The sequence below is a fragment of the Streptomyces sp. NPDC030814 genome (assembly GCF_055572155.1).
The window spans coordinates 130393-156189 of sequence record NZ_JBVIDX010000005.1; the positions used below are offsets into that span (position 1 = coordinate 130393).

Annotated in this window: 24 protein-coding genes; 14 read left to right on the forward strand and 10 right to left on the reverse strand. The window is 71.9% G+C overall.

From position 1 onward, the window contains the following. Position 1: 1 nt before the first annotated feature. Both ACZ43N_RS13130 and ACZ43N_RS13135 read right to left on the reverse strand, forming a co-directional pair. Entirely contained in the window at positions 2-1003 is a 1002-nt protein-coding gene (locus ACZ43N_RS13130; protein ID WP_468097238.1) for a thiamine pyrophosphate-dependent dehydrogenase E1 component subunit alpha, read from the reverse strand. Between the two features lie 97 nt (positions 1004-1100). Then, complete coding sequence (locus ACZ43N_RS13135) at positions 1101-1565, reverse strand: VOC family protein (protein ID WP_468097240.1); 465 nt, start codon at positions 1563-1565, stop codon at positions 1101-1103. A gap of 211 nt (positions 1566-1776) precedes the next feature. Here ACZ43N_RS13135 and ACZ43N_RS13140 point away from each other — a divergent pair, with 211 nt between their 5' ends. From ACZ43N_RS13140 to ACZ43N_RS13155, 4 genes are all read left to right on the forward strand, one after another. Continuing rightward, positions 1777-3051, forward strand: coding sequence for an aromatic ring-hydroxylating oxygenase subunit alpha (locus tag ACZ43N_RS13140; RefSeq protein ID WP_468097242.1), 1275 nt, complete (start codon positions 1777-1779; stop codon positions 3049-3051). Then, entirely contained in the window at positions 3048-3872 is an 825-nt protein-coding gene (locus ACZ43N_RS13145; protein WP_468097243.1) for an SDR family NAD(P)-dependent oxidoreductase, read from the forward strand. Before ACZ43N_RS13140 ends, ACZ43N_RS13145 begins: the two co-directional genes overlap by 4 nt. Positions 3873-3904: 32 nt before the next feature. Further along, positions 3905-5641 (forward strand): PEP-utilizing enzyme, encoded by a 1737-nt coding sequence (locus tag ACZ43N_RS13150; protein ID WP_468097244.1) that lies wholly within the window; start codon positions 3905-3907, stop codon positions 5639-5641. Between the two features lie 70 nt (positions 5642-5711). Beyond that, positions 5712-6026 (forward strand): putative quinol monooxygenase, encoded by a 315-nt coding sequence (locus tag ACZ43N_RS13155; RefSeq protein ID WP_468097246.1) that lies wholly within the window; start codon positions 5712-5714, stop codon positions 6024-6026. A gap of 54 nt (positions 6027-6080) precedes the next feature. Here ACZ43N_RS13155 and ACZ43N_RS13160 read toward each other — a convergent pair whose 3' ends face one another. The 4 genes from ACZ43N_RS13160 to ACZ43N_RS13175 are packed head-to-tail and all read right to left on the reverse strand — an operon-like array spanning position 6081 to position 9059. Next, positions 6081-7112, reverse strand: coding sequence for an NADP-dependent oxidoreductase (locus ACZ43N_RS13160; protein ID WP_468097248.1), 1032 nt, complete (start codon positions 7110-7112; stop codon positions 6081-6083). A gap of 4 nt (positions 7113-7116) precedes the next feature. After that, the gene (locus ACZ43N_RS13165; protein WP_468097249.1) at positions 7117-7332 is read right to left on the reverse strand and encodes a transposase; all 216 of its coding nucleotides are present in this window, start codon (positions 7330-7332) and stop codon (positions 7117-7119) included. A gap of 6 nt (positions 7333-7338) precedes the next feature. Then, positions 7339-7653, reverse strand: a complete 315-nt coding sequence (locus ACZ43N_RS13170) for a 2Fe-2S iron-sulfur cluster-binding protein (protein WP_468097250.1) — start codon at positions 7651-7653, stop codon at positions 7339-7341. Continuing rightward, on the reverse strand, positions 7650-9059 hold the full coding sequence (locus tag ACZ43N_RS13175; RefSeq protein WP_468097251.1) for an aromatic ring-hydroxylating oxygenase subunit alpha: 1410 nt from the start codon (positions 9057-9059) through the stop codon (positions 7650-7652). Before ACZ43N_RS13175 ends, ACZ43N_RS13170 begins: the two co-directional genes overlap by 4 nt. 437 nt (positions 9060-9496) lie before the next feature. Between ACZ43N_RS13175 and ACZ43N_RS13180 the strand changes: the two genes are divergently transcribed. Genes ACZ43N_RS13180 through ACZ43N_RS13195 form a run of 4 tightly spaced genes read left to right on the forward strand, consistent with a single transcriptional unit; the run spans position 9497 to position 14354 of the window. Next, positions 9497-10639, forward strand: coding sequence for a sugar ABC transporter substrate-binding protein (locus ACZ43N_RS13180; protein WP_468097253.1), 1143 nt, complete (start codon positions 9497-9499; stop codon positions 10637-10639). Then, entirely contained in the window at positions 10636-12147 is a 1512-nt protein-coding gene (locus ACZ43N_RS13185) for a sugar ABC transporter ATP-binding protein (RefSeq protein WP_468097254.1), read from the forward strand. The genes ACZ43N_RS13180 and ACZ43N_RS13185 overlap by 4 nt, the downstream gene beginning before the upstream one ends. Positions 12148-12180: 33 nt before the next feature. Continuing rightward, entirely contained in the window at positions 12181-13314 is a 1134-nt protein-coding gene (locus ACZ43N_RS13190; protein ID WP_468097256.1) for an ABC transporter permease, read from the forward strand. After that, a complete protein-coding gene (locus tag ACZ43N_RS13195) occupies positions 13311-14354 on the forward strand; it encodes an NAD(P)-dependent alcohol dehydrogenase (protein ID WP_468097257.1) in 1044 nt (347 codons plus the stop codon). Before ACZ43N_RS13190 ends, ACZ43N_RS13195 begins: the two co-directional genes overlap by 4 nt. Before the next feature lie 468 nt (positions 14355-14822). On the opposite strand, the gene ACZ43N_RS13200 is transcribed toward ACZ43N_RS13195, so the two are convergent. From ACZ43N_RS13200 to ACZ43N_RS13210, 3 genes are all read right to left on the reverse strand, one after another. Next, positions 14823-15620 (reverse strand): ThuA domain-containing protein, encoded by a 798-nt coding sequence (locus ACZ43N_RS13200; RefSeq protein WP_468097258.1) that lies wholly within the window; start codon positions 15618-15620, stop codon positions 14823-14825. 3 nt (positions 15621-15623) lie between these two features. Then, entirely contained in the window at positions 15624-16388 is a 765-nt protein-coding gene (locus tag ACZ43N_RS13205; protein WP_468097260.1) for an SDR family NAD(P)-dependent oxidoreductase, read from the reverse strand. Positions 16389-16614: 226 nt separating this feature from the next. Continuing rightward, positions 16615-17889: an acyl-CoA dehydrogenase family protein gene (locus ACZ43N_RS13210; RefSeq protein ID WP_468097261.1), complete on the reverse strand. Its 1275-nt coding sequence runs from the start codon at positions 17887-17889 to the stop codon at positions 16615-16617. Between the two features lie 196 nt (positions 17890-18085). On the opposite strand from ACZ43N_RS13210, the gene ACZ43N_RS13215 reads away from it, so the two are divergent. From ACZ43N_RS13215 to ACZ43N_RS13235, 5 genes are all read left to right on the forward strand, one after another. Beyond that, positions 18086-19624, forward strand: coding sequence for an AMP-binding protein (locus ACZ43N_RS13215; RefSeq protein WP_468097263.1), 1539 nt, complete (start codon positions 18086-18088; stop codon positions 19622-19624). A 70-nt stretch (positions 19625-19694) separates the two neighbouring features. Next, positions 19695-20300 (forward strand): histidine phosphatase family protein, encoded by a 606-nt coding sequence (locus tag ACZ43N_RS13220; RefSeq protein WP_468097265.1) that lies wholly within the window; start codon positions 19695-19697, stop codon positions 20298-20300. Positions 20301-20387: 87 nt separating this feature from the next. Next, positions 20388-21578 (forward strand): acetyl-CoA C-acetyltransferase, encoded by a 1191-nt coding sequence (locus ACZ43N_RS13225; RefSeq protein ID WP_468097267.1) that lies wholly within the window; start codon positions 20388-20390, stop codon positions 21576-21578. Between the two features lie 123 nt (positions 21579-21701). Further along, complete coding sequence (locus tag ACZ43N_RS13230) at positions 21702-22667, forward strand: PDR/VanB family oxidoreductase (RefSeq protein ID WP_468097678.1); 966 nt, start codon at positions 21702-21704, stop codon at positions 22665-22667. A gap of 155 nt (positions 22668-22822) precedes the next feature. Next, positions 22823-23683 carry a 3-hydroxybutyryl-CoA dehydrogenase gene (locus ACZ43N_RS13235; RefSeq protein ID WP_468097269.1) on the forward strand — a complete coding sequence of 287 codons (861 nt, stop codon included), beginning with the start codon at positions 22823-22825 and terminating at the stop codon, positions 23681-23683. Between the two features lie 82 nt (positions 23684-23765). Here ACZ43N_RS13235 and mgrA read toward each other — a convergent pair whose 3' ends face one another. Further along, positions 23766-24764 carry an L-glyceraldehyde 3-phosphate reductase gene (mgrA, locus tag ACZ43N_RS13240; RefSeq protein WP_468097270.1) on the reverse strand — a complete coding sequence of 333 codons (999 nt, stop codon included), beginning with the start codon at positions 24762-24764 and terminating at the stop codon, positions 23766-23768. 127 nt (positions 24765-24891) lie between these two features. Between mgrA and ACZ43N_RS13245 the strand changes: the two genes are divergently transcribed. Next, complete coding sequence (locus ACZ43N_RS13245; RefSeq protein WP_468097272.1) at positions 24892-25785, forward strand: LysR family transcriptional regulator; 894 nt, start codon at positions 24892-24894, stop codon at positions 25783-25785. The last annotated feature ends 12 nt before the right edge of the window (positions 25786-25797 follow it).

The window sequence follows — 25797 nt, forward strand, 5'->3', positions numbered from 1 at the left end:
GTCATCCCGAGTAGACGTTGAGCAGCAGGTCGGCGGTGTCGGGCAGCGGGCTCGACTCGGCGTACGCGATGGCCTCCGCGATCTCGTCGCGGGTGCGCCGCCAGGTGTCGTCGAGGTCCGCGCGGGTGGCGGTGCCGTCGGCGACGGCCCGGGCCTCGAGCAGGTCGATGGGGTCGCGGGCCTTCCACTCGGCGACCTCCTCGTCCGAGCGGTAGGGGTGGCGCAGGCCCTTGACGCCCTGGTGGTCGAAGTAGCGGTAGGTCTTGGCCTCGATCAGCATGGGTCCCTCGCCGGACCGGGCCCGTGCCACGGCTTCGATGGCGGCGCGGTGGACGGCGACCGCGTCCATGCCGTCGACGATCACACCGGGCATGCCGTAAGCGGCGGCCCGGTCGGCCACGTCGGTGAGCAGCATGTGCTTGGACTGTGGCGTGAACTCGGCGTAGCCGTTGTTCTCGCAGACGAAGACGACGGGCAGGCCGAGGACGGCGGCCATGTTGGCGCCCTCGTGGAAGGCGCCAATGTTGGTGGCGCCGTCGCCGAAGAAGGTCACGGCGACGCTGTCCTCGCCCTTGTAGCGGGCGGCGAAGGCGGCGCCCACGGCGATCGGGACGCCGGCTCCGACGATGCCGTTGGCGCCGAGCATGCCGAGGGAGACGTCGTTGATGTGCATGCTTCCGCCGCGCCCGAGGCAGGCGCCCGTGGCGCGGCCGTACAGCTCGGCGTACATCTCCCGCAAGCCGACGCCCTTGGCCACGGCGTGTCCGTGGCCGCGATGGGTGGAGGTGATCTGGTCGTCGTCGCGCAGGGCGGCCATCACGCCGGCGGCCACGGCCTCCTGGCCGACGTAGAGGTGGAGGAAGCCGGGCAGTCTGCCCGCTTCCATGAGCTTGCCCGCCTCGGTCTCGAACAGCCGGATGCGCACCATGCGCTCGTGCAGATCCTTGATGACCTGCGCGGATATCCGGTGCTCTGCCGTGTCGGCCGGCTTCTTGTGAGCCATCGTGCCGCCCCTTCGCCCGAGGGAGGTGTGCCGAGCACCCACACTTTCTGGTGCCCGTCTACAGTAACCAGCAGGGGCACCTTACTGAAGAGCGTCTCTAATTACTACGCCTTGAACCGGACTGCCGGCCCGACTCGTCCACCAACTCCACCACATTGCCCTCCGGGTCCTCCCAGAAGCTGATCCGGCCACCGCGGGTCCGCACCACGACCGGCTCCGACAGGGGTCGCGCACCCGCGGCCACCAGGGCCGACACCATCGGGTCGAGGTCCTCCACGTGGAAGGTGAGGTACGACAGTCCCTGGCGCCCGGCGAGCGGCGGCGCCGACTGCGCGGGGCCCGGGGCCACCTGAGGAAGGATCAGCTTGACCCGCCCTCCGGAGGGCACCTGCAGCCAGACCACCAGGAGCTCACCACCCAGCCCGGCCGCTGCGGCGACGGATGCCGGAACGCGCGATCGGCGCACGACAGGGCAGCCGAGCACCTCTCGGTAGAAGCGCTCCATCAGCTCCAGGTCCCGCACGACCACACCCGCCTCGAAGGGCTTCCCCACGGCCGCCACCGCCTCTCCTCGGGCATCCGGCCGCCGCCACCGCGGAGACTGGATCCGGTTTACAGAAAGCTGAGGGAGCGATCTGCCGCCCCCGACGCGGCAAGTTCGCCACTTTCTATTGACAGAGCACACTAAGTCCTGTTGTCGTTTCGGACACAGCCCAGCTGTCGCTCTCCGAAGCCGGTCACCGGCTCGCGGCTGGGAGGATTGTGAGGACATCGTGGTCCAGACCAGTTCGCCGGAGATTCGGGCAACGGAAGCCGAGCGCACGCCGCCGTCGGCCCCCGAGTACTCCTCGTGGATCAGCCAGGACCGGTCCACCGACGCCGCGTCCGTGACGATGCGGCGGGAGGCCGCCGAACTCGTCGAACGGGTGGTGGCGCACTACCGCGACGGCACCACGCACGAGGTGGAGGGCCAGTGGACGGAACCTGTGGCCCACTACCTCGACGCCGACCGCTGGCGCCGTGAGACGGACGCCGTCCACCGGAGTGTTCCGCTGCCGCTCGCCATGTCGTGCGAGCTACCAGGACCGAACACCTACAAGGCGCTGGACGTGCTCGGCGTACCGGTGCTGATCACCCGGGACCGGCAGGGCGCCGTGCACGCGATGATCAATGCCTGCCGGCACCGGGGGGCCAGGCTCATGGAGTCCGGCTGCGGGGTGTCGAGGCGGCTGACCTGCCCGTACCACTCCTGGTCGTACGACCTGGCCGGGGAGCTGCGGGGCGTGTACGCGGAGAGGACCTTCGGGGAGGTTCGGCGCGAGGGCCGCGGCCTCGTCAGGCTTCCGGCCGGGGAGCGGGCGGGGATCGTCTTCGTCTCGCTGAACCCGGCAGCCGAGCCCGACCTGGACGCCTGGCTCGGTGATCTGCAGCCGCTCCTCGAAGGGCTGCGGCTGGCGGAGTGCCACCACTACTCCACCGGCGAACTGACCAGTCCCAACTGGAAGGTCACCCTCGACGGCTATCTGGAGACGTACCACTTCGCCTCGCTGCACCCGAAGACGGTCTTCGAGACCAACCTCTCCAACATGATGGCCCACGACACCTGGGGACCCCATCAGCGCATCGCACCGGCCCTGCGGCCCATCGCGCGGGCGGTCGAACTGCCGCCGGACCAGCGGGACCCGGGGGACTGTGTCGGCCCCATCTACTGGATCTTCCCCGGCCTGGCGATCGCCGGCGGCTGGCGACAGAAGATCGCCGTCTCCCTGGTGCTCCCCCGGACGGCCACCGAGTCGGTGACCCAGCAGATCATCCTGCTGCGGGAACCGGCGGTCACCGAGGAGGAACGCCGGGCGGCCGACCGGTTCGGCGAATGGTTCCACGAGGTGGTCCGCGACGAGGACTACGCGACCACCTACGGAGTCCAGCAGGGCCTCGCCGCCCTCAGCGGGACCGACTTCGTCTTCGGACGCAACGAGCCCGGACTCCAGCACTTCCACCGCACCATTCACCGGCACCTGGAAGAAGCCGAAAGAGCCGCCAGGTGACGGACCGACAACACTCGCGGGAGAACAACATGGTGGCTACGGGCAGCCTCGACGGACGTGTCGCGGTGATCACGGGCAGCACGCGCAGCATCGGCCGCGGCATCGCCGAAGCATTCCTGGCCGACGGTGCCACGGTGGTCCTCAGCGGCCGCAGCGAGGTCAAGGGCAAGCAGGCCCTGGCGGAGCTGGACGCCGGGGACCGGGCCGTCTTCCACCCCTGTGACGCCAACAGCCAGGAGGACATCGAGAACCTGGCCGACTTCGCCGCCGAACGCTTCGGCCGGCTCGACATCTGGGTCAACAACGCCGGCGGCACCTCGGGCTTCGCCCCGGTCCACGAACTCAGCGACGAGGCCTGGCACGACGCCCTCAGGCTCAACCTCAATGCCTACTTCTACGGCACCCGGCGCGCGCTGCCGACGATGCTGGCGGGCGGCTGGGGACGGATCATCAACATCTCCTCCGTCGAGGGCAAGCAGGCCAACAAGCCCGCGATCAGCCACTACATCACCAACAAGCACGCCATCCACGGACTGACCAAGGCGACCGCCTTCGAGTACGGCACCCAGGGCATCACCTGCAACGCCATCTGCCCCGGCGCCGTGGACACCGACCTGATGCGGGCCGCGGGACCGGCCGCGGCCGAGGCCGAGGGCATCAGCTACGAGGAGTGGCTGGGCCGCTTCGCCGAGCACGCCGCCACCAAGCAGATCACCACCGTGGAACAGATCGCGGCGGTGGCCTCCCTGCTCGCGAGCGACGCCGGCGCCGGTATCACGGGCACGCTGATCAGCGTCGACGGCGGAACGGCACAGTGGTAGGCACCGGGACGGACGGCGGGAGACCTTCGGCCATGAAGAGCTGGATCACGGACTGGCAGCGCAGTGAGCGGCTGCCGCACTACACCCGGGCCAACGCGGGCGAGACCCTTCCCGATCCGGCCAGCCCGCTGGGCTGGACCCTGGTCTGGGGCCGCGGACTGCACGGCTGGCGCAAGGGCTTCGTCGGCTTCGGCATCTACCGCGAGGAGGAGGTGGCCGGCCCTCGACCGCCGTTCGTCGGGATGTTCGGCGGCTACTTCTATCTCAACCTGTCGCACATGCGTCTGTTCGGGATCCGTATGGGCCAGAGCGCCGACCAGATCGACGCCGCCTTCGTGGGCCAGCGGTCGGACACCCCGGTGTATGTGGCGCACCCCGACGACCAGGACGCCGAACTGACCGCCAAGGCCGGCGGCACGCTCCAGCAGATGCTCGGCCAGAGCACCTTCCCGGAGGCCGACGCCGACCGCGAGCGGCTGCGCCGGCTGCGCCGCGGTCGCCCCGACCTGACGGAGCTGTCCGACGCCGAACTGGTCTCCCGGGCCCGCTCGCTGCTGGACGAGGTGGAGACGACCTTCCGACGGCACGTCGAGTCGTCACTGCCCGCGTCCGTGGGACCGGCGATCCTCGGGCCGCTCTGCGCGAGCGTGGACCGCCCCGGCGCCATGCTGGACCTCATCGGCGGCCTCGGCGACGTCGACTCGGCCTCCCCCTCGGACGGACTGTGGACACTGTCGCGCCACGTGGCGGCCTCGGCCGAGCTGACCGAGCTGTTCGACCAGGGCCCGGCCGCGGTGGAGCGGGCGCTCGACGGGGCGAACGGCGACGTGAAGGCGTTCCGTGACGCCTTCGAGGAGTTCCTGACCGAGTCCGGCGACCGCGGTCCCAACGAATGGGACATCCACGCGCTGTCCTGGGAGGCGGCGCCGGTCCAGGCACTGGCCCTGGTCGACCGGATCCGCCACAGCTCCGACGACGACTCCCCCGCCGCAAGGCGGGCCCGCCTCACCGAGCGGCGCGAGCGGACCGCGCGGGAGATCCGCTCCGCTCTGCCCGAGGAGACCCACCCGATGTTCGACGCGGGCCTGCACGCCTCCCAGGTGTGGATCCCGGCCCGCGAGCGCACCAAGGCGAACTGCGTGACCGTCGTCAACGAGATCCGGATGGCGATACGGGAACTCGGCCGCCGAGGGGTCGAGGCGGGTCGCCTCACCGAGCCGGGGGACGTGATGATGCTGCTGGACACCGAACTCGACGACTACGTCGCCGACCCGGAGTCCTTCGGCCCCGTCATCGCCGGGCGGCTGCGGGAGTACGCGCGGCTGCACGAGCTGGAGCCGCCGTTCTTCGTCGCGGACGACGCCCGGACCGAGATCGACACCTGGCCGAGGCGCACCGAGGAGCGCGCCGAGGCGGCGGTCGAGGGCGCTGTGCTCAGCGGCGTGGGCGGCAGCCACGGCACGTACACCGGCCGGGTGCGCGTGGTCACCGACCCGGCGTCCTGCGAGGCCCTGGAGCCGGGAGAGGTGCTGGTCGCACCGATCACGGACGCGGCCTGGACCCCGCTCTTCCTGGTCGCCGGGGCCGCCGTGGTCGACGTGGGCGCGCTCAACAGCCACGCCGTGGTGGTCTGCCGGGAGCTGGGCATCCCGGCCGTCATCTCCGTCGAAGGAGCGACGCGGCGGCTGCGGGACGGCATGGTGATCACGGTCGACGGCGACCAGGGAACGGTCACCGTGGACGGCGTCCCGGCCCCGCTCGGCGTCTGAGACACCCCGGGCCCGCCGCTCCCCTTCACCGGAGCGGCGGGCCCGCGGGCATGACCGCGAAAGGACCCCCGTGACCGAGGAAATCATCGTCGCCGGCTGGATGGACTACGAGCCCGGCGACCGCGACACCATGCTGGATGCCCTGGTCGAGCTGGGCCGGCGCACCCGCGAGCGGGAACCCGGCTGTCTGGACTACGCCATGACCGCCGACCCCGCCGACGAGCGGCGTATCCGGGTGTATGAGCACTGGACGTCTCAGCAGGCCCTCGACGAGCACTTCACGACCCCGCACATCAAGGACTTCCGGGCGGCGGTGGCGGGGCTGAACCGGATCGGGGTCGGCCTGACGGCCCACACCGTGGCCGCGTCGCGCCCCATGCGCTGAACCCGTCCGCTGGACCATGCGCTGAGACGGTGCCCCCGAACCGGGGGCACCGTCTCAGCGGCTGTCGTCCAGCCGCACCAGCATCTTGCCGACGTTGCCGCCGCCCAGCAGGGACAGCAGGGCGTCAGCGGCGTTCTCCAGGCCCTCCACGACCGTCTCGCGCGCGGTGATCCGGCCCTCGGCGAGCCACCCGGCCACCCGCTGCTCGAACTCCGGCCGCAGGTCGTCGTGGTCGCGGACGATGAAGCCGCGCAGGGTGAGCCTCTTGAGGACCGCCTGGATCAACTGGTTGATGTCCGCGGACCGTCGCGCCCCGCCGAACTGCGACATCATGCCGCACAGGGCGACCCGGCCACCGGTGCGCAGGGAGTGCAGGGCGGCGGCCAGTTGCTCACCACCGACGTTGTCGAAGTAGACATCGATGCCCTCGGGAGCCAGCCGGGCCAGCGCTTCACGGACCGGCTCCCCCCGGTGGTCCGCGGCGGCGTCGTAGCCGAACTCCTCGACCAGCAGGGCGCACTTGTCCGGCCCGCCGGCGGTCCCGATGACCCGTTCCGCGCCCAGCAGCCGGGCGAACTGACCGGCGGCGGTGCCGACGGCCCCGGCCGCCGCCGACACGAGGACCGTGTCGCCGGGGCGGAGTCCGGCGATCCGGGTGAGACCCACGTACGCGGTGAACCCGGTCTGCCCGAGCAGTCCCAGCCAGGTGGGCAGCGGGGCGAGGCGCGGGTCGACACGATCCGCGCCGTCGGTGTCCGCGACGTCCAGCACGGCCCGCTCCCGCCAGCCGAGCTGGTGTCGTACGTAGGCTCCGGCGGGCACCGAGGGGCAGCGGCTCTCCTCGACCACGCCGAGAGCCCGGCCGTCGAGCGGTGAACCGGGCACGAAGTTGTGGGTGTAGTGCTTCTCGGTGTTCTCCAGCCGTCCTCGCATGGACGGATCGACGCTCATGTAGAGGTTGCGGACGAGGAGTTGTCCCTCGCCGAGCGGCGGCAGCGGACGCTCCTCGACGGCGAAGTCGCTGGGCGCCGGTTCCCCGTCGGGTCGGCGCACCAGACAGACCACGCGTGTGGTCCGGGGTGTCACCGGTTCACTCCCCCGGCTTCCGGGCGCCGCGCCGCTGGGCGAGGCGGCCCACCCAGCCCGCCATCTGGAGATCGGCGTGGCGTAGTTCGCCCGACTGCCACCGGGCCTGGAAGTCGAAGACGCCCCGCGCACCGGTCTTCGGGTCCGTCACCTCGACGAGACCGTCCTCGGTGAGCCGGTACACATGCCCGGTCAGCGGGTGGATCACTTGCTTGGCCATGGGCCCTCACTCCTGCGGTCGGCGGCGCACGCCGCGCTTGGTCACGGTCACCGGGCCCTCGACCCGCAGCCGGCAGGCGAGCCGGGTCAGGCCGTCCACCGGCACGCGCAGGGCTTCGATGCCCTCGCGTTCCAGCGGGTCCACGGGGGAACAGTTCTCGGCGCCCTCCTCGATCCGCACGAAACAGGTGCGGCAGGTGCCCTTGCCGCCGCAGACGGTGGGCCAGCGGTAGCCGAGCCGCCGGGCGGCGGTGAACACGTCCTCGCCGTCGAGGACGTCGATCTCGGCGCCGGACGGCCGGACCGCCACCCGATGGGTCACTTGTCCATCCAGTGGTCGAGGGTCCGGTTGAAGTGGCGGATGCGGCTCTCCTGGTAGTTGGCCAGGGTGATGCCCGGCTTGCGCATCGTCTTCAGCCCCTGCTGGACATGGGGCAGGTTCTCGCAGTCCTGGTCGAAGACGGGCCCGAGCACACCGAGTTCGGGGATGTCCGCGAAGAGCATGTCCTCGGGCACCCAGCGGATCGCGGCCGGAGGGGGCGTCTGACCCGGCTGCTTCGGGGCCGACATGAAGATGATCTCGGTGATGCAGGAGTCCGGGTCGAGGCCGTGCGGCCGGAACCGGTAGACGATGTTGGACTTGGCGCCGCCCCACGGGTTGAAGTTGGGGAACAGCAGATAGTTGATGGCGTCCAGGAGTTCGGTGTCGGGGGTCCGCGAGAAGTCCTGGTGCGAGGTGGCCGCGAGCTGCTCGCGCATGCGCTGGGCGAGGACCTGGCGGGCGGTGCCGCCGGGCGGGATGGCGGGCAGTTCCTCGCCCTCGCCCATGACCAGGTCGCGGCCCTGGGCCGCGGAGTAGAAGGCGCGTGAGTCGTAGAAGGTCTCCAGGACGTCCTCCTCCGTGACGGAGTCGGCCACGTGCGGGCTGGGGGCGCCCTGGATGTTGATCATCCGGTTCCAGTGGGGCTGGTCGGCCATCACGTCGTACTGGGAGTTGGCGTCGGCGAGCCACGGAAGCATCTGCGGGTGCGTGGCGATCACGTGGAAGGACTCGATGAACGCGTCCTGCGCGATCTTCCAGTTGCAGGGCAGCACCTTGGCGATGTGCAGCGACTTGTAGCGGTTCTCCAGCGGCCAGATGTAGTAGTCGTCGAAGGTGCCGCGGTAGCTGTCGAACGACTCCGCGTACGGGTCCATGTTGATGAAGACGAAGCCGCGCCAGGTCGCCACCCGGGCCTCGGGGAGCGCGAATTTCTCCGGGGTGACGTGCGGGAAGTCCCAGGCGCACGGCGGGGTCTGCATGGTGCCGTCGAGGTTCCAGGTGAAGCCGTGGAACGGGCAGCGGAACTCGCCGACGTTGCCGCCGCCGGTGCGCAGCTTGCGGCCCCTGTGCAGGCAGGCGTTGACGAAGGCGCGGATCTCGCCCGGGGCCGTGCGCACGACGATGAGCGAGTCCTCGCCGATCTCGTAGACCTCGTGGTCGCCGACCTCGGGGATCTCGCTCTCCAGACAGGCGAACTGCCAGACGCGGCGCCACACCTGGCGCATCTCGCGTTCCGCCCAGTCGCGGGAGGTGAAGCGTGTGGTGTCGATGTCCTCGCTGCCGAGGGGGTCGTTCCGCTCATACCTCAGGGCGGCGGGAACGGGCCGGCTGTCCTGGTCGAGGTAGTCCTGGACGCTGGGCCCGGGGCACCGCGCGGTGACCGACTCCGATGTTTCGTCCATCATCTCTCCTCCGGCAGAAACTTTAGAGCGAGTGTAGTTAGCCGTGCCGAGCGGGAGCAACAGTCGCGACGGTGGACAGAGCCGTATCGCCCGAGGTCACTCCCGAACAGGGGCCGTCTTCCCGGGAATCTTGCGACGGCCCCCTCCCCAATTACGCCTGGGCGTGCCACACTCCGACGCACTTGAGGCTGTAGTGCCTCAAAAGTTTCTCCTGCCGGACGGCGTCCATCCGTCCCGGCCCCAGCGCCGCGGGTCATCCCCGGCGGCCCGCGCCGTGCCCCACGTCGGCGATCGACGCAGCCCTCGTCCCCTCAGCACCCCCACGCGTGCCGTCCACTCCAGGGCGGCACCGGATCCGCCTGGACCGAGCCGGTCGCCGCAGACGCGGAAGCGACATGCGGCGAGGCAGCGCAGGCACCTCACCACGGGAGTACTCGACGATGCGTTCCACACCCGGTCGCGCGGTGCGCCGCGCCCTCACCGCGCTCGTGCCCGTCACCGCCCTGCTCGCCCTGGCGGCCTGCGGTAGCGACTCGACTCCGGCCGCCGACACGTCACAGGCGGCGAAACCGGGGTCGCCCGGCCTCGCCGCGGCCCGCGCCGCCCTGGAGAAGTACTCCCAGCGGCCGACCACGATCTCCGTCACCCAGCCCGTCGGGAAGAAGATCCCCAAGGGCAAGAGGATCGACTTCATCCTGTGCGGCGTGCAGTCCTGCAAGGACCTCGCCGACTTCTTCACCGAGGCCGCCGGGGAACTCGGCTGGAAGGTGAAGCAGATCGCGACCCAGGGAACCCCGGAGTCCGTCCAGGCCGCCTACGACCAGGTTCTGCGCGACAGGCCGGACGCCGTCGTCGCCTCGGGCTTCCCGCGTGCCGTCTACGCCAAGCAGTTGGCACGGCTGAAGGCGGCCGACATCCCGGTCGTCCAGTCGAACGCCGACGACGTGGTGGGGGAAGGGATCTCCCTGCTGAAGAACGGCCCGAAGGAGGTCGGCGTCCAGGGCGAGATGCTCGCCTCGTGGGTGGTGTCGGACAGTGACGCCGAGGCGAACTCCGTGTACTTCGACCTGCCCGCCTACACGATCCTCAAGCCCGTCAAGGACTCCTTCGCGGCCAAGTACGAGGAGTGGTGCGCCGATTGCCCGCTGGACCAGGTCGACGTGCCGATCACGGCGGTCGGCAAGGACATGCCGGACCGGGTGGTGTCCTACCTCCGCTCGCACCCGAAGGTGACGCACGTCGTCTTCTCGCTGGGGCTGCTCAACGTGGGGGTGCCCGCCGCACTGAAGACGGCGGGCATCACCGGCAAGCACCTCGTCGTCAACGTCGGTGACGCGCAGAACTACCAGTACATCCAGAGCGGTCTCAGCGACGGCGCGATGGCCCTCAACTCCCACGAGACCTCGTGGATCCAGGTCGACGCGCTGGCCCGGCACTTCACCGGCCAGTCCATGGACGTCGACCAGCGGGCGGAGCTGCCGAACATGCTGGTCACCAAGGACAACCTGCCCTCCGCCGACGGCGACTTCCCGATCGTCGAGGACTACCGGGCGCAGTTCAGGGCGCTTTGGGGGCTGAGTTGACCGGGCCGGTGCTGCGGGTGGCCGGGCTGTCGAAGCGATTCGGCGGGACCCAGGCGCTGAAGGAGGTCGACCTGGAGGTCGCACACGGCGAGATCCACGCACTGATCGGCCCCAACGGCTCCGGCAAGTCCACCCTCATCAAGATCCTCGCGGGGTACCACCACGCGGAGCCGGGGGCCGTCGCCGAACTCGACGGGGAGCCGTTCGACCTCGGCCAGGTCACCGCCTCCCGGCACGACCGGCTCCGCTTCGTCCACCAGGAACTGGGACTGGTGGCCGAGTTGAGCGCCGTCGACAACCTCGCGCTCAGTCACGGCTTCGCCCGTACAGTCCTCGGCAACGTCCGCTGGCCGGAGATGGAGCGACGGACCACCGCGCTGGTCGAGCGGTTCGGTCTCGGCCTCGACGTGCGCCGGCCCCTGTCGGCGGCCACCCCGGTCCAGCGCGCGGTGGTGGCCATCGCCGCCGCGTTGCAGGGCTGGGAGGGCAGGCGCGGGGTCCTGGTGCTCGACGAGCCCACCGCCGTACTGCCGCCCGGTGAGGTGGCCCGGCTCTTCGGCATCGTGCGGGAGGTCCGCGACGCCGGCGCGAGCGTGCTGTACGTGTCGCACCGGATGGACGAGATCTTCGCGCTCGCCGACCGGGTCACCGTGATCCGCGGCGGACGCCGCATCGCCACACGCGCGGTGGCCGGCCTCACCCCGCGCTCCCTGGCAGCACTGATGGCGGGCGAGGAGACGGAGACCGACCACCGGCCCGCCGCCCGTTCCGCCGCGACCAGGGCGGTGCTGGAGGTCCGCGACCTGTGGGCGGGGCCCCTGCGCGGCATCGGCTTCGACCTGGCGGGGGGCGAGCGGCTGGGCATCACGGGGCTGGTCGGCTCCGGCCACGAGATCGTGCCGTACGCGGTGTGCGGTGCCCACGGCGGGCGGGTGAGCGGGAGGCTGAGGCTGCCGCAGCGGGCCGAGCGGTGGACCGACGCGCGCGACGCCGGCGGGCTGGGTCTTCCGCTGGTCCCCGCCGACCGGGCCGGTGAGGGGGTCATCGGTGACTTCTCGGTCGGCGAGAACCTCACCCTCCCCCTCCTGCACCGGCTCCGCGCGCGCGGCGGACGGCTGCACCGGCGCCGCGAGTCGTCCCTCGCGGAGGACTGGATCGAGCGGGTCGGGGCGCGTACGGCGGGGCGCGGGGCGCGGATCACCACGTTGAGCGGCGGCAACCAGCAGAAGGTCGTCATGGCCCGCTGCCTGGCGCAGCGCCCACCGGTGCTGGCGCTGTGCGAGCCGACGGCGGGCGTCGACATCGCGACCCGTCTCCAGCTGTACGACCTGATAGAGCGTCAGGCAGAGGAGGGCATGGGCGTCATCGTCTCCTCGTCCGACACCCAGGACCTGCTCGCCCTGTGCACCCGTGTCCTGGTGGTCCGGGACGGCCGGATCGTACGGGAGCTCGGCGGCCGGGAGATCACCGAACCCGCACTCGTGCACGCCATGGAAGGAACCGACTGACATGAGCCCTGGAACCGGAAGGAACCGAGTGACATGACATCCACCCCGACCCGGGCGGCGGCGCTGCGGCCGTCCGCACCGGACCGGCCCGGCGGGTTCGCCCCCGGGACACCGGTACGGCGGGCGGTGGCCGCCCTGTCGTTCCGGAACATCGGCGCCGTGTACGTGTGGCTGGTCATCGTCGCGCTCTTCTCCGTCTGGGCGCCGGAGACGTTCCCGACCGCCACCACGGTCAAGCAGGTGCTCAACGGCAACGCCGTCGCCGGGCTGGTGGCGTTGAGCGTCGTACCGCCGCTGGCCGCCCGTGTCTTCGATCTCTCGGTCGCCTACACCATGTCGCTCACCAGCGTGCTGACCGCCCGCTTCCTGGTCTTTGCCGGCTTCGGTCCGTTCACCGCGATCGCCCTGGCGATGGCCGCGGCGCTGCTGGTCGGGATCGTCAACGGGGTCGTGGTGGTGGTACTGCGGGTCGACTCTTTCATCGCCACCCTGGCCACCGGTGCGCTGATCCAGTCGCTCATCACCATGGTGACCGGCGACAGCTCCATCACCGGGGTGCAGTTGCTGGCCGAGCCCTTCGCGAGCGTCGCCCAGCTGGACGTGGGCGGGATCACCCTGCCGGTGCTGTACCTGCTGCTCGCCGCGGTGGGCATCTGGTTCCTGCTGGAACACACGGCCACCGGGCGCCGGTTGTACGCGACCGGGTTCAACGCCGACGCGGCGCGGCTGCAAGGGGTGCGCACGGACCGGCTGCGCTTCATGACCCTGGTGACCTCCGCGCTGCTGTCCGGTTTCGCCGGGGTCGTCTTCGCGGCGTCCGTCGGGTCGGGGTCGCCGACCGCGGGCAGCCCGTATCTGCTGTCCGCCTACGCCGCGGCCTTCGTCGGGGCGACGCAGCTGCGCGCCGGACGCTTCAACGCCTGGGGAACGGTGCTGGCGGTCCTGCTGCTCGGCACCGGCATCACGGGACTCGGACTCGCCACCAGCGCCCAGTGGGCCGCGAGCCTGTTCACCGGCTCGGTCCTCATCGTCGCACTCGTCCTCACCGGCGGCCGGATCGCCCTGCCCGCCGTCCTGCGCCGCCGGAGAGGAACCCCGCGTGCCGGAGCCGAGGTTCCGGCGGAGGACGCCGCCGTACCCGCCACGAGTGAGGAGACACGAAGGTGAAGGCAGTGCAGTACCGGAAGGTGGGACACGCACCGGAGGTCGTCGAGGTTCCCGTACCGGACCCCGGCCCCGGCCAGGTGCTGTTGAAGGTGACCGCGGCAGGGCTCTGCCACTCCGACCTGGCGGTCATGGGCTGGCCCGAGGAGCAGTTCCCCTATCCGCTGCCGATGACGCTCGGTCACGAGGGTGTCGGCACCGTCGCGGCGGTGGGCAGTGGTGTCGAGGGAGTGGCAGAGGGCGACGCGGTGGCCGTGTACGGGCCGTGGGGCTGCGGTCGCTGCCGCAGGTGCGCCGAGGGCAAGGAGAACTGCTGTCCGTACGCCGCCGGGCTCGGCATCCTGCCGCCCGGGCTCGGCGCGCCCGGCGCCCTGGCCGAGTACATGCTGGTGAACTCGCCCCGCCACCTGGTTCCCCTCGGCGGTCTCGACCCGGTGCAGGCGGCGCCCCTCACCGACGCCGGGCTGACGCCGTATCACGCGATCGTGAAGTCGCTGCCGAAGCTCGTGCCCGGCAGCACCGCGGTCGTGCTCGGCGTCGGCGGGCTCGGCCATCTCGCCGTTCAGGTGCTGCGTGCGCTGACACCGGCCCGGGTGGTCGCCCTCGACCTGAGCGGGGAGAAGCTGGAACTGGCGAGGTCCGTCGGCGCCCATGAGGCACTTGTCTCCGACGACACGGCGGCCGGGCGGATCCGGGAACTCACCGGAGGGACGGGAGCGGAGGTGGTCCTGGACTTCGTCGGAGCCCCGGGGACCTTGGCGGTCGCCGCCGCGTCGGTGGCCGTCGAGGGCGACGTGAGCGTGGTCGGACTCGGCGGGGGCACCCTGGCTGTCGGCTTCGGCGGCGGACTGCCGTTCGAGGTGAACGCCACGTTCCCCTACTGGGGCAGCCGCGTGGAACTGATGGAGGTCATCGCGCTGGCCCGACAGGGCCTCGTCTCCTCCCATGTCGAGACCTTCTCCATCAGGGAGGCACCGTTGGCCTACGAGCGCCTGCACGCCGGCCGGATCAACGGCCGCGCGGTGGTACTGCCGAACGGCTGAGGCGACTGGGCGACGAGGACGGGGGATCCACACCCGCCGCCCCGCCCGTCCCGTCCCCGGGGTCTCCGCCCCCTGGAACCCACCAGGGGCTCCCCGGCCTGGCGCCGGGCCCTCGCCCGTTGGAGCACCTGTGGCCCATCGGGCCCCGTCATGGGCGACGGGCCGCGATCACGCCATGGTGGCCAGGCCGGCGGTGCCGGGTTCGCGCTCCTCGTGGAAGGCGTGGACCCGAGCGCGGTCCAGGACTGCACCGCGCGGATCCCCGGCGCCTTCCACGACCCCTTCCTTCTCGCCCACGGCGAGTCAGTCCACGACCGTCGACGGCGGAGCACGCAGCTTCACCCGGCCGACCATGCCGCCCTGCGCACGGACGAGGCGCCCAGCCGGGTCGCAGCAGCGGAGCCCATGGGGACGGGGCGGGCGGGGCGGCAGGGCCGAACCACGGGTGGCCTGCCGCCCCCGCCGCGGTCAGCGGCACGCCGAAGCTCCCCTCGGCCCCCGCTCCCCCACCGTCTGTGCCACGCAACGCCGCAGCACCTTCAGGAACTCCACGGTCCCCCACGGCCCCCGGTCCGCCTGTCCGGTGTCCGCCACGCCCAGGTCCTGCATGTCGTAGCGGCCCCGGCAGTGGCCGAGGGTGAAGTAGCAGACCTCCCCGAGGCCGTGCCGTCTCAGATACAGCACCGGCCGGGGCGCGTCGTCCAGGGCCGCCGTGCCGCCCTCGGCGAAGCCGCGGCAGGGGCCCGTGTACTCGGCGTGCAGCAGCACCTCCGACTCCCCGTGCAGCTCGCACACGTACAGTTCGTCGGTGACCGTGAACGGTTCGATCCCGGCGACCAGCGGGTGATCGGGCACGGTCACCCGTACCTGGTACGGCGCGATCGGCGGATGCGCCAGGAACTGGCTGCCGAGCACGGCCGCCACCTCGCCGAGGAGCCGCGGCGTGCTGAACACGCGCGGTCCGCCGGGGGCGGGCGGCTCGATCACCGCGTTGGTGCCGTGCAGGGCCAGCCAGCGCCCGCCCCGCTCCACGAACCGTGTCAGCGCCGCGCGTTCGGCCGGGTCCGGCCGGACGTCACAGGTATAGGTCACCAGCAGGTCCGCCTCGTCCAGCGGGGCGGCACAGTCGTAGTCCTGGAAGACCTTCGTGCGCACCTTCGGATGTTCGCCGAGCAGCTCCAGCAGACGTAGCCGCGCGTAGTCGAAGTCGTGCCATCTGCCGCCGCAGACCAGTACGGCGTCCAGACGGCCGGCCGGGCCCGCCACGGCTCAGTACTGGACGCGGGTCAGCAGCCCGCCGTCCACCACGAGGTTGACGCCGACGCAGAAGGAGCCGGTCCGGCCGAGCAGGAACGCCACGGCGGCCGCCACGTCCTCCGCGGTGCCGTAGCGGCCGATCGGCAGTCGGGCGAGGACCTCCTCGTAGACTTCCGGCCGGCTGGCGCGGATGGTCTCCCAGGCGCCACCGGGGAAGTCGACGGGGCCGGGCGAGACGGTGTTGACGCGGATGCCCTTGGGGGCGAGGGTGTGCGCGAGGGCCGAGGCGTGCTGGACCACGGCGGCCTTGACGGCGGAGTAGGAGTTGGCGCCGGCGGGTCGGGCGGTGTCGGAGGCGTTGGTGGTACCGATGGCGACCACGGCCGCCCGGTCGGATGCCTCCAGGTGGGGCATGGCCGCCTCCACGAGTCCCGCGAACGGGATCAGGTCGCCGCGCAGGCTGGTCTCCCATGCGTCCGGGCCCTTGACGTTGCCCGCCGACACGTTGGACACCAGCAGGTCCAGGCCGCCGAGTTGGCCGGCCGCGCGTGCCACGAAGCCGGCGAGCGCGGCCGGGTCGGTCACGTCGACCGGCTCGGCGAACACCGTCGCCCCCTCGCCGCGCAGTTCGGCCGCTGCCTTGGCGAGCGCCTCCTCGCCCCGGGCGCACAGCGCCAGCGCGCAGCCCTCCGCCGCCAGGGTTCCGGCGATCGCCCGGCCGATGCCCCGGCTCGCGCCGGTCACCAGCGCCTTCGCGCCTGTCAGTCCCAGATCCATCGGTGTCACTCCTTGGTGATTGCGGAACAGTGCAGAGGGGGGCCGAGCGTTCCCGAGGGAGCGCGGAACGGCTCCACGCGGCCGGGGCACGGCCTCGCTCGTTTTCGCGGCACGTGGCCTCGCTCGTTCGCGGCACGGCGCCGAACGGCCGGGAGGCGCCGGGTGACCGGGGATCGTCCCCGTGGTCCGGCGTGCCGGCGGCCAGGGGTGCTGTGGTCGCCCCGCCTCAGTTGCCGGGCAGCTGCGAGAACGGCAACCGGTCCGCTCTCGGCTCCGGCGGCAGCTTCAGTACGCGCTCGCCGATCAGGTTGCGCTGGATCTGGTCGGTGCCTCCCGCCAGCCGGTAGCCCGGGGCGCCGAGCAGGTGCTCGGTCCAGGCGAAGGTTCCCGGCTCTCCGGTGTCGGCGCAGATCCGGGCGCCCATCAGGTCGGCGGCGATCTGCCCGGTACGGGTGAGCAGGTCGGTGGCCATGAGCTTGGTCAGGGACGCCTCGGGGCCGGGCCGGCCGCCTGCGGCGCTCGTCCGGGCGACGCGGTCCACGGTGGCGGCGCGCAGCGCGGTCCGGACGTACAGGTCCGCGAGGTGCTGCCGGACCAGCGGGTCGGTGGTGCGGCCGAGCGAGCGTGCGAGTGCGAGCACGTCCGTGAAGGTGCCGCCCTTGCGCCGGTTGCCGCCGCCGGAGGCGGTCCGTTCGAAGCCGAGGGTGGCGTTGGCGACCTCCCACCCCTGGCCGGGGCGGCCGATCCGGAGCCGGTCCGGGACACGGACCGCGCTGAGGAAGACCTCGTTGAAGGAGGCACCGCCGCTCATCTGCCGGATGGGGCGCACTTCGACCCCGGCGGCGTCCATCGGGACCAGGAAGGCGGTGATGCCCGCCTGTTTGACGACGTCCGGATCGGTACGGGCGAGCAGCAGGCCGTAGTCGGCGAACTGGGCCCCCGAGGTCCACACCTTCTGACCGTCGATCACCCAGTCCCCGACGCTCCCGGCTCCGTCGGCGCCGGGCTCCCCGCCGTCCTCCTGGCGGGCGCGGGTGCGCAGGGCGGCGAGGTCGGAGCCGGCGCCGGGTTCACTGAAGAGCTGACAGGCCAGCAGGTCGGTGCGGAGGAAGGCGCGCGCGAGGTCGTGGCGCTGCTCGTCTGTTCCGAACAGGGATACGGCCATGGCGACCAGGCGCACGGTGACGCTGATCAGTTCGGTGGACGGCGGCACGTCGAAGGCGGACTCCTCCTCGGCGAAGGCCGCCGCGTGGGCGGCGGTCAGGCCCGCCCCGCCCCGGTCGGCGGGCAGCGTCAGTGCCTGGTACCCGGCGTCGAAGCGGGCCCGCTGATAGGCGCGGCAGCGCTCCAGGAGCAGGAGCTCACGGTCCTCGGGGAGGTTGTGGAACACCGCGAGGTCGGTTGCCTCCTCCGCGGACGCCGACGGCTTACGCGGTTCGAGCCGTGTGGCCAGCCACTGCCGGGCCTGTGTGCGCCAGGTGTCCAGATCGTGCCGGGACATGGGACCTCCCTGAGAACACTTACCAGATGGGAGCTTGAGTAACGGAGGAGCGAGAAGAGGGGTCGGTTCCTCCACCAAGCAGGGGGTCGGTCCTCCGTGTCGGGTCAGAGTGTTCCGCACTTTCTTGATAAACGCTACAGTCTCGTCATCGACTCTCCTGTCAGCCGGGAGGGGACCGAGAGCCGCCGGAGGAGCCATGTCGCAGCTGCCACTCGACCGTCGCGCCCAGCAGACCCCGGACGAGCCCGCCCTGGTGGACGACTGGGAGGTGCTGTCCTGGTCCCGGCTCGCGGACCAGGTGGCGCGGGCGTCGGTACGACTGCTGGACATCGCGCCCGGACCGCACGACCGGGTGGTGGTGCTGGGCGACAACGCGATACCGACGCTGGTGGCTCATCTGGCCGGGCTCCGGGCGGGTGTGGGGACGGTGGCCGCGTCCCGGCACCTGACACCGGGTGAACTCGTGGACCAGATCATCGACTCGGGGGCGACCGGGATCGTCACCGGCCCGGCCGGCGCCGGGTCGGCCCTGGACGCCGCCCGGGAACTCGCCCTTCCCCTGGTGATGCACGGAACGCCGGCGATCGGGCACGCCTTCGACTGGGACCTGTGGCTGGCCGCGGCGCCCGCCGGGGCGACCGTCCCCGGGGGCCGGCCCGCCCGGCCGCCCCTCGTCTACACGTCGGGTACCACCGGGCGGGCGCGCGGCACCGAGGTGCGGTGGGTGAGCGGTCCCGTGGCCGACAGCTCCGCCTATCTGGCCGCGATGTCCGCGCGACCCGGATTCCCGCCGGGACCCCACCTGGTCTGCGGCCCGCTGCAGCACAACGCGCCGCTGACGGCTCTGCGCCATCTGGTGGCGGGGCAGCAGGTCGTCGTTCTCGGCAGATACGACCCGGCCATCTTCCTGAGCCGGGTCGCGAAGTGGCGGGTGACGTCGACGGTCATGGTGCCCACCCACTTCCAGCGCCTGCTCGCCCTGCCGGACGAGGTGCGCTCCAGGTACGACGTCTCCAGCCTGGTGCAGGTGTCCCATACCGGTTCCGCATGTCCCCCGGACGTGAAGAGGGCCATGATCGAGTGGTTCGGTCCGGTGCTGACCGAGTCGTACGGGGCCAGCGAGGCGGGCACAGTGGCCCGCATCGGCAGCGTCGAGTGGCTGGCCCATCCGGGCTCCGTCGGGCGCGTCCAGCCGCCTTTCGAGGTGCTGGTGACCGACGACGACGGCCGGCCGCTGCCGCCCGGCGAACGGGGACTGCTGGCCTTCAGGGCGCCCGAGGACCGGGGCGTGCGCTATCACGCGGACCCGGACAAGACGAGGTCCGCGTATCTCTCCCCCGGTGTCTTCACCCTCGGCGACATCGGCTACGTCGACGCGGACGGCTACATCTTCATCACCGACCGGGCCGCGGACGTCGTGGTCTCGGGCGGTGTCAATCTCTATCCGGCGGAGAGCGAGGCCGTGCTGGGGGAGCACCCGGCGGTCGCCGAGGTGGCGGTGATCGGCGTGCCCGACCCGGACTTCGGCGAGGCCCTGCGGGCGCTGGTCGTGACGGCCGGGGACGGCACACCCGCCGGGGAACTGGACCGGTTCTGCCGCGACCGGCTGGCCGCCTACAAGTGCCCCAAGTCCTACGAGTTCGTGTCCGAGCTCCCGCGCAACGCGATGGGCAAGCTCGACAAGCGCGCGATGCGCCGCCCCTACTGGCACTCCGAACGGACCATCGCGGGCTGAGGGGGCCTCAGCACCTGCCCGCCCCCGAGGACGACCGACGACCACCCGCCCCTCGTACGAAGGACCACCCATGACCGAACTCCTCCTCATCCGGCACGGCCTCCCCCTGGCGGGCGTGTACGACCCCGGGCTGTCGCCGGAGGGCACCGCCCAGGCCGAGCGCCTCGCCGCCTGGCTCGCGCACGAGGACATCGACGCCCTGTACACCAGCCCCTTCCGGCGCGCACGCGAGACGGCGGCTCCCCTGGAACGACGCACCGGCATGGCGGCGAGGGTGCTGGACGACCTCCGCGAGTGGGACACGGACGTCTCGCACCCCTACACGCCGCCGGAGCAGATCGGCGCGGACGATCCCCGGGCGGCGGCACTCGCCGAGGGACGGTACGAGGACTTCGTGCCCGATCTCGACCGGGACGCCTTCCGCGCGCGTGCCGTACGGGCCATGAAGACCGTCCTCGACGCCCATCCCGAAGGGCGGGTCGCCGCCGTGTGCCACGGCGGCATCACCAACACCTTCCTGGCGACCGTGCTCGGCCTGCCCACGATGTTCTGGTTCCACCCCGGCTACACCTCGGTCAGCAGGGTGCGTCGGCTGCCGGGCGGCCGGATCGTGCTGCACTCGGTGAACGACACGGCCCACATGATCGCCGAGCGTGTCCTCGACACGGTCGCCTGACCGCACCTCCCGGCGCCCCGCCGCGCCGCCGCCCCTCCCTCCCTTCACGGGCCAGACGCGCCCCACGTTCCGCAGGAGGTCCCGGCCGTGCCCGGATCCGTCATCGTCGCCGGAGCGAGAACGCCCATCGGCAAACTGGTGGGCGTCCTCAGCACCGCTTCCGCCGTCGACCTCGGCGCCCATGCCATCGGCGGCGCGCTGGCCGCCGCGCATCTGGACCCGGCCGCCGTGGAAGCCGTCGTCCTGGGCCATGTCGTCCAGGCCGGGGCCGGTCCCAATCCGGCCCGGCAGGCCGCGGTCCGCGCCGGAATCCCGTTCTCCGTGCCGGCAAGCACCGTCAACAAGCTCTGCCTGTCGGGTCTGCACGCCATCGCCCTGGCCGACCTCATGATCGCCTCCGGGCGTCACGAGGTGGTCGTCGCGGGCGGCATGGAGTCCATGTCGGGCGCCCCGCACCTGCTGCGCGGGGCTCGGGCCGGCTGGACGTACGGCGCGGCCGCCGTGGAGGACGCCCTTGACCGCGACGCCCTCGTGTGCGCCTTCGACGGCGTCTCCATGGGCGCCGCCACCGAGCGCCACCAACGGCCGTACGGGCTGAGCCGCGAGGAGCAGGACGAGTACAGCGCGCTCTCCCACCGACGGGCCGCCCGCGCCCAGGAGTCCGGCGCCCTCGCCGACGAGATCGTCCCGTACACGGTGACCGGGCGGTACGGCCGGTCGGTGGTGGACACCGACGAGGGCGTACGGCCGGACAGCACCGCCGAGAGCCTGGGGCGGCTCAGGCCGGCGTTCTCCGGCGGGGGCACCATCACCGCGGGCAATTCCTCCCAGCTGTCCGACGGGGCCGCGGCCGTCGTCGTGATGAGCGCCGAACGCGCCCGGCGGGAGGGCCTGACCCCGCTGGCCGAGATCGGAGCCTATGGCACGACGGCGGGCCCCGACGCCTCCCTGCTGGTCCAGCCCGCCGGTGCGATCCGCGACGCTCTGTCCCGGGACGGCCGGTCGAAGGCCGCCGACCTGGACCTGTTCGAGATCAACGAGGCGTTCGCCGGGGTGACTCTCGCCTCCGTCCGAGAGCTGGACATCCCCCTGGAGAGGGTGAACGTCAACGGCGGTGCCATCGCTCTCGGCCACCCGGTCGGCATGACGGGTGCCCGCCTGGTGCTGTCCCTCGCGGCAGAACTGCGACGCCGGGGCGGGGGCCGCGGGGTGGCCGCCCTCTGCGGGGGCGGCGGCCAGGGCGACGCTCTCCTGCTGCACGTGCCCGCACAGACCTGAACCCCGGAGGCGACCCCCGTGAACGACCGACTGCCCTCCGCCGGAACCGTGCCCAGGCCGAGCCGCGCGCCCGGGACCGTCCCCACCGAGGCGACGCCCACCCACGCCGAGGCCGTCACCACCGTGGCCTCCGCCGATCCCGCCGGGTTCCTCGTCACCGTCGCGGCCCGGGTCCCTGCCGCCGACGGTGTCGTCTGTCTCACCCTGCGCCGCCCGGACGGCGGGGCACTCCCGTCCTGGACGCCGGGTGCCCACATCGACGTCGTCCTGGGCCGGGGGGACGGCGGCATGATCCGCCAGTACTCCCTGTGCGGGCGTCCGGAGGAACGGGACGTCTGGCAGATCGCCGTGCTGCGCGAGCCGCGCGGCCGTGGCGGCTCCGCCCACGTCCACGACCACCTGCGCGAGGGCAGCGCCGTCCGGGTCCGCGGCCCACGGAACAACTTCCCGCTGCGGCCCGCCGCCCGCCAGCTGTTCGTCGCGGGCGGCGTCGGCATCACACCGATCCTGCCCATGGTCGAGGCCGCCGAGGCCGCGGGGACCGACTGGCGTCTGCTGTACGGCGGCCGCACCCTCGCCTCGATGGCGTTCGTGGACCGTCTCGCCCGGTACGGCGACCGCGTACTGATCCGCCCCCAGGACACGTACGGGCTGCTGGACCTCGCCGCCTTCCTCGGCCCGCCCGCCCCGGACACCCTGGTGCACGCCTGCGGTCCCGAACCCCTGCTGGAGGCACTGCGGGAGAGCTGCGCCCATTGGCCGCCCGGCACGCTGGGCGTCGAGCGGTTCGCCCCCGTCGAGGCGACCGCGACGGCCCCGGTCGAGACCTTCCAAGTGCAGCTCGTCCGTTCCGGGCTCACCCTCACGGTGCCGCCGGACCGATCGGTGCTCGAAGCGCTGGAGGAGGCCGGCGTCGCGGTGGACTTCTCCTGCCGGGAGGGTACCTGCGGCACCTGCGAGACCGACGTACTCGAAGGGAGGCCCGATCACCGCGACTCCCTGCTGACGGAGGAGGAGCGGGCCTCCGGCGACACCATGCTCATCTGCGTCTCCCGCTCGTGCGGACCTCGCCTGGTCCTCGACCTGTGAGCGGGAGACTCTGCGCGCAGCCGCCGATCTCTTCGCCGTGGCGTGTTCACCGCCGCGGATCACCGAGGCCTTCTGCGAGGTCGGCGGCCAGTACTGCCGCAACGTCCGAGGCCCCTCGCCCGAACCCTGCGCACCATCATCAGAGAGGACCTCAGATGGATCCCGTCACCCGTCTCGGCGTCGTGGGCTGCGGCCTCATGGGCTCCGGCATCGCCGAAGTCGCCGCCCGCGGCGGCCTCGACGTCCGGGTCGCCGAAGCCACCCATGACGCCGTCGAAGCCGGCCGCCGCAGGATCACCGCCTCCCTCGACCGGGGCGTCCGGCGTGGCAAGCTCAGCGAGGAGCGGCGGGACCAGGCCCTCGCCGGGCTGTCCTTCACCCACGAGCTCAGCGACCTTGCCGACCGCCAGTTCGTCGTCGAGGCCGTCGCCGAGAACCGCGACATCAAGTCCGACGTCCTGCGCACCCTGGACAAGGCGGTGGAGGACCCCGCGGCGATCCTGGCGACCAACACCTCGTCGATCCCCGTCATCGATCTCGCGGTCGTCACCGAGCGCCCCGCGCAGGTCGTCGGCATGCACTTCTTCAATCCCGTGCCCGTGCAGCGGCTGGTGGAGGTCATCCCCGCCCTGACCACCAGCCGGGAGACCGTGCGACGTACCCATGACTTCGCCCGCCGTCTGGGCAAGCAGGTCGTCCAGGCACCGGACCGGTCCGGTTTCGTCGTCAACGCGCTGCTCGTGCCGTACCTGCTCAGCGCGGTACGGATGGTGGAGTCGGGCGGCGCCCGGCCCGACGACATCGACCAGGGTATGGAACTCGGCTGTGCCCATCCCATGGGCCCCCTGCGCCTGCTCGATCTCATCGGCCTCGACACCGCGCAGGCGGTGGCCGAGTCCATGTACGAGGAGTTCAAGGAGCCCTTGTACGCGCCTCCGGCCCTCCTGCGCCGCATGGTCGCCGCGGGCCGGCTCGGCCGCAAGACGGGCCGCGGGTTCTACACGTACGACGTGTGAGGCGCCCCTGACAGGAGACAGGAACACGAGGGGGGCCGTGCGGACCACAGCCCGCACGGCCCCCCTCCACCTGGATCTGAGGCTAGGCCCTGCCCTCGATGATCGCGTCGATGCGGGTCAGCTCGTCCAGCTCGAAGTCGAGGTTGCGGATGGCTCCGACGCTGTCCTCGATCTGGCGCGCGCTGCTCGCGCCGACGAGCGCGGAGGTCACCCGGCCGCCGCGCAGCACCCAGGCGAGGGCGAGCTGGGTGAGCGACTGGCCGCGGGACTTGGCGACCTCGTCCAGGGCGCGCAGCCGGCCCACCAGGTCCTCGGTGACGGCGTCGGAGTTCAGGAACGGGCTGTCGCTCGCGGCCCGGGAGTCCTCCGGGATGCCGTCGAGGTAGCGGCCGGTCAGCAGACCCTGCTCCAGCGGGGAGAAGACGATGGAGCCGACCTGGAGCTCGTCGAGGGCGTCGAGCAGGCCCTCGCTCTCCGGGCGCCGGTCGAGCATCGAGTAGCGCGGCTGGTGGATGAGGAGGGGGGTGCCCAGCTCGCCCAGGATGCGGGCGGCCTCCCGGGTCTGCTCTGCCGTGTAGTTGGAGACGCCGACGTACAGCGCCTTGCCCTGCTGCACCGCCGAGTGCAGGGCGCCCATCGTCTCCTCCAGCGGAGTGTCCGGGTCGGGGCGGTGCGAGTAGAAGATGTCGACGTAGTCGAGGCCCATGCGCTTCAGGCTCTGGTCGAGTGAGGAGAGCAGGTACTTGCGGGAGCCCCACTCGCCGTACGGGCCGGGCCACATCGAATAGCCCGCCTTGGTGGAGATGACCAGCTCGTCGCGGTACGCGGCGAAGTCGCTCCTGAGTGCCTCGCCGAACGCGGACTCGGCGGCGCCGGGCGGCGGACCGTAGTTGTTGGCCAGGTCGAAGTGGGTGACGCCCAGGTCGAAGGCGCGGCGCAGGATCTCGCGCTGTGTCTCGACAGGCCGGTCGGGGCCGAAGTTGTGCCAGAGACCGAGTGACAGCGCCGGCAGTTTCAGACCGCTGCGTCCGGTGCGCCGGTAGGGCATGTCCGCGTAACGGTCGTGGTGTGCGGTGTACAACGCGACTCCATAGGGGTTGGCACGGTGGAACCCGGTTCCCTGAGAACCGGTGTCCACTCTTTCGCGACCTGGGGGCATCGGTCCAACAGGAGAATCCGATGGGATTCAGCACCTACGCTTCTCAGTCATGGAGCTCCGTCATCTGCAGCACTTCGTCGCGGTCGCCGAGGAGGAACACTTCACCCGGGCGGCCGAACGGCTGCTGGTCTCGCAGTCCGGCCTGTCCGCGTCCATCCGGTCCCTGGAACGGGAGCTGCAGACGCCGCTGTTCGTACGGACGACGCGCCGGGTGACGCTCACCCAGGCCGGCCGGGCGCTGCTGACGGAGGCGGAGCGGATCCTGGCTCAGGTGCGGTCGGCGCACGAGGCGGTGGCCGCGGTGCAGGGCGTGCTGCGCGGCATGCTGGCGCTCGGCTCGGAGCAGTGCATCGCCGGGGTCCATGTGGCGGGGCTGCTCGCCGCGTTCCGACGGCGGCACCCGGATGTGGAGATCTGTCTGCGGCAGGCCGGTTCGGGCGCCCTCGCGGACGAGGTGGCGAGCGGGCGGCTCGATCTGGCCTTCGCCGTACGGACCGCGCAGGAGGACACCGACCAGTTGCGGGTCGTCCCGCTGACCGGCGAACCGATGACGGTGCTGTGCCACCCCAGCCACCGCCTCGCGACGGTCGGCGCGGCAGTGACGCCCGAGGACCTCGGCGGTGAGGTCTTCGTCGACTTCCACCCGGACTGGGGGCCGCGCCGCACCACCGACGCCGTCTTCGCCGCCGCGGGCGTCCGCAGGACCGTGCCTTTGGAGGTGAACGACGTACACAGCCTCCTCGACCTCGTCGACGAGAACCTCGGTATCGCGGTCGTACCGCGCCACTTCCGGCACAAGCGGGCGTCGCTCACCGCCGTCCCCGTGAAGGGCACCGGCGACACCGTCTACGAGACGGTCGCCCTGCTCCCGCCCCCGCAGGCCATGAGCCCGGCGGCACGGGCCCTACTGGGTCTGCTGAACCCGCGGATCGACTCCCTCTGACACGGCCAGGAC

Excerpts from the sequence above, each read along its gene's own strand:
- ACZ43N_RS13165 (WP_468097249.1), bottom strand. The coding sequence starts at position 7,332 with ATGGCCAAGCAAGTGATCCACCCGCTGACCGGGCATGTGTACCGGCTC.
- ACZ43N_RS13130 (WP_468097238.1), bottom strand. The coding sequence starts at position 1,003 with ATGGCTCACAAGAAGCCGGCCGACACGGCAGAGCACCGGATATCCGCG.
- ACZ43N_RS13190 (WP_468097256.1), top strand. The coding sequence starts at position 12,181 with ATGACATCCACCCCGACCCGGGCGGCGGCGCTGCGGCCGTCCGCACCG.
- ACZ43N_RS13150 (WP_468097244.1), top strand. The coding sequence starts at position 3,905 with ATGAAGAGCTGGATCACGGACTGGCAGCGCAGTGAGCGGCTGCCGCAC.
- ACZ43N_RS13205 (WP_468097260.1), bottom strand. The coding sequence starts at position 16,388 with ATGGATCTGGGACTGACAGGCGCGAAGGCGCTGGTGACCGGCGCGAGC.
- ACZ43N_RS13210 (WP_468097261.1), bottom strand. The coding sequence starts at position 17,889 with ATGTCCCGGCACGATCTGGACACCTGGCGCACACAGGCCCGGCAGTGG.
- ACZ43N_RS13220 (WP_468097265.1), top strand. The coding sequence starts at position 19,695 with ATGACCGAACTCCTCCTCATCCGGCACGGCCTCCCCCTGGCGGGCGTG.
- ACZ43N_RS13180 (WP_468097253.1), top strand. The coding sequence starts at position 9,497 with ATGCGTTCCACACCCGGTCGCGCGGTGCGCCGCGCCCTCACCGCGCTC.
- ACZ43N_RS13175 (WP_468097251.1), bottom strand. The coding sequence starts at position 9,059 with ATGATGGACGAAACATCGGAGTCGGTCACCGCGCGGTGCCCCGGGCCC.
- ACZ43N_RS13235 (WP_468097269.1), top strand. The coding sequence starts at position 22,823 with ATGGATCCCGTCACCCGTCTCGGCGTCGTGGGCTGCGGCCTCATGGGC.
- ACZ43N_RS13215 (WP_468097263.1), top strand. The coding sequence starts at position 18,086 with ATGTCGCAGCTGCCACTCGACCGTCGCGCCCAGCAGACCCCGGACGAG.
- ACZ43N_RS13245 (WP_468097272.1), top strand. The coding sequence starts at position 24,892 with ATGGAGCTCCGTCATCTGCAGCACTTCGTCGCGGTCGCCGAGGAGGAA.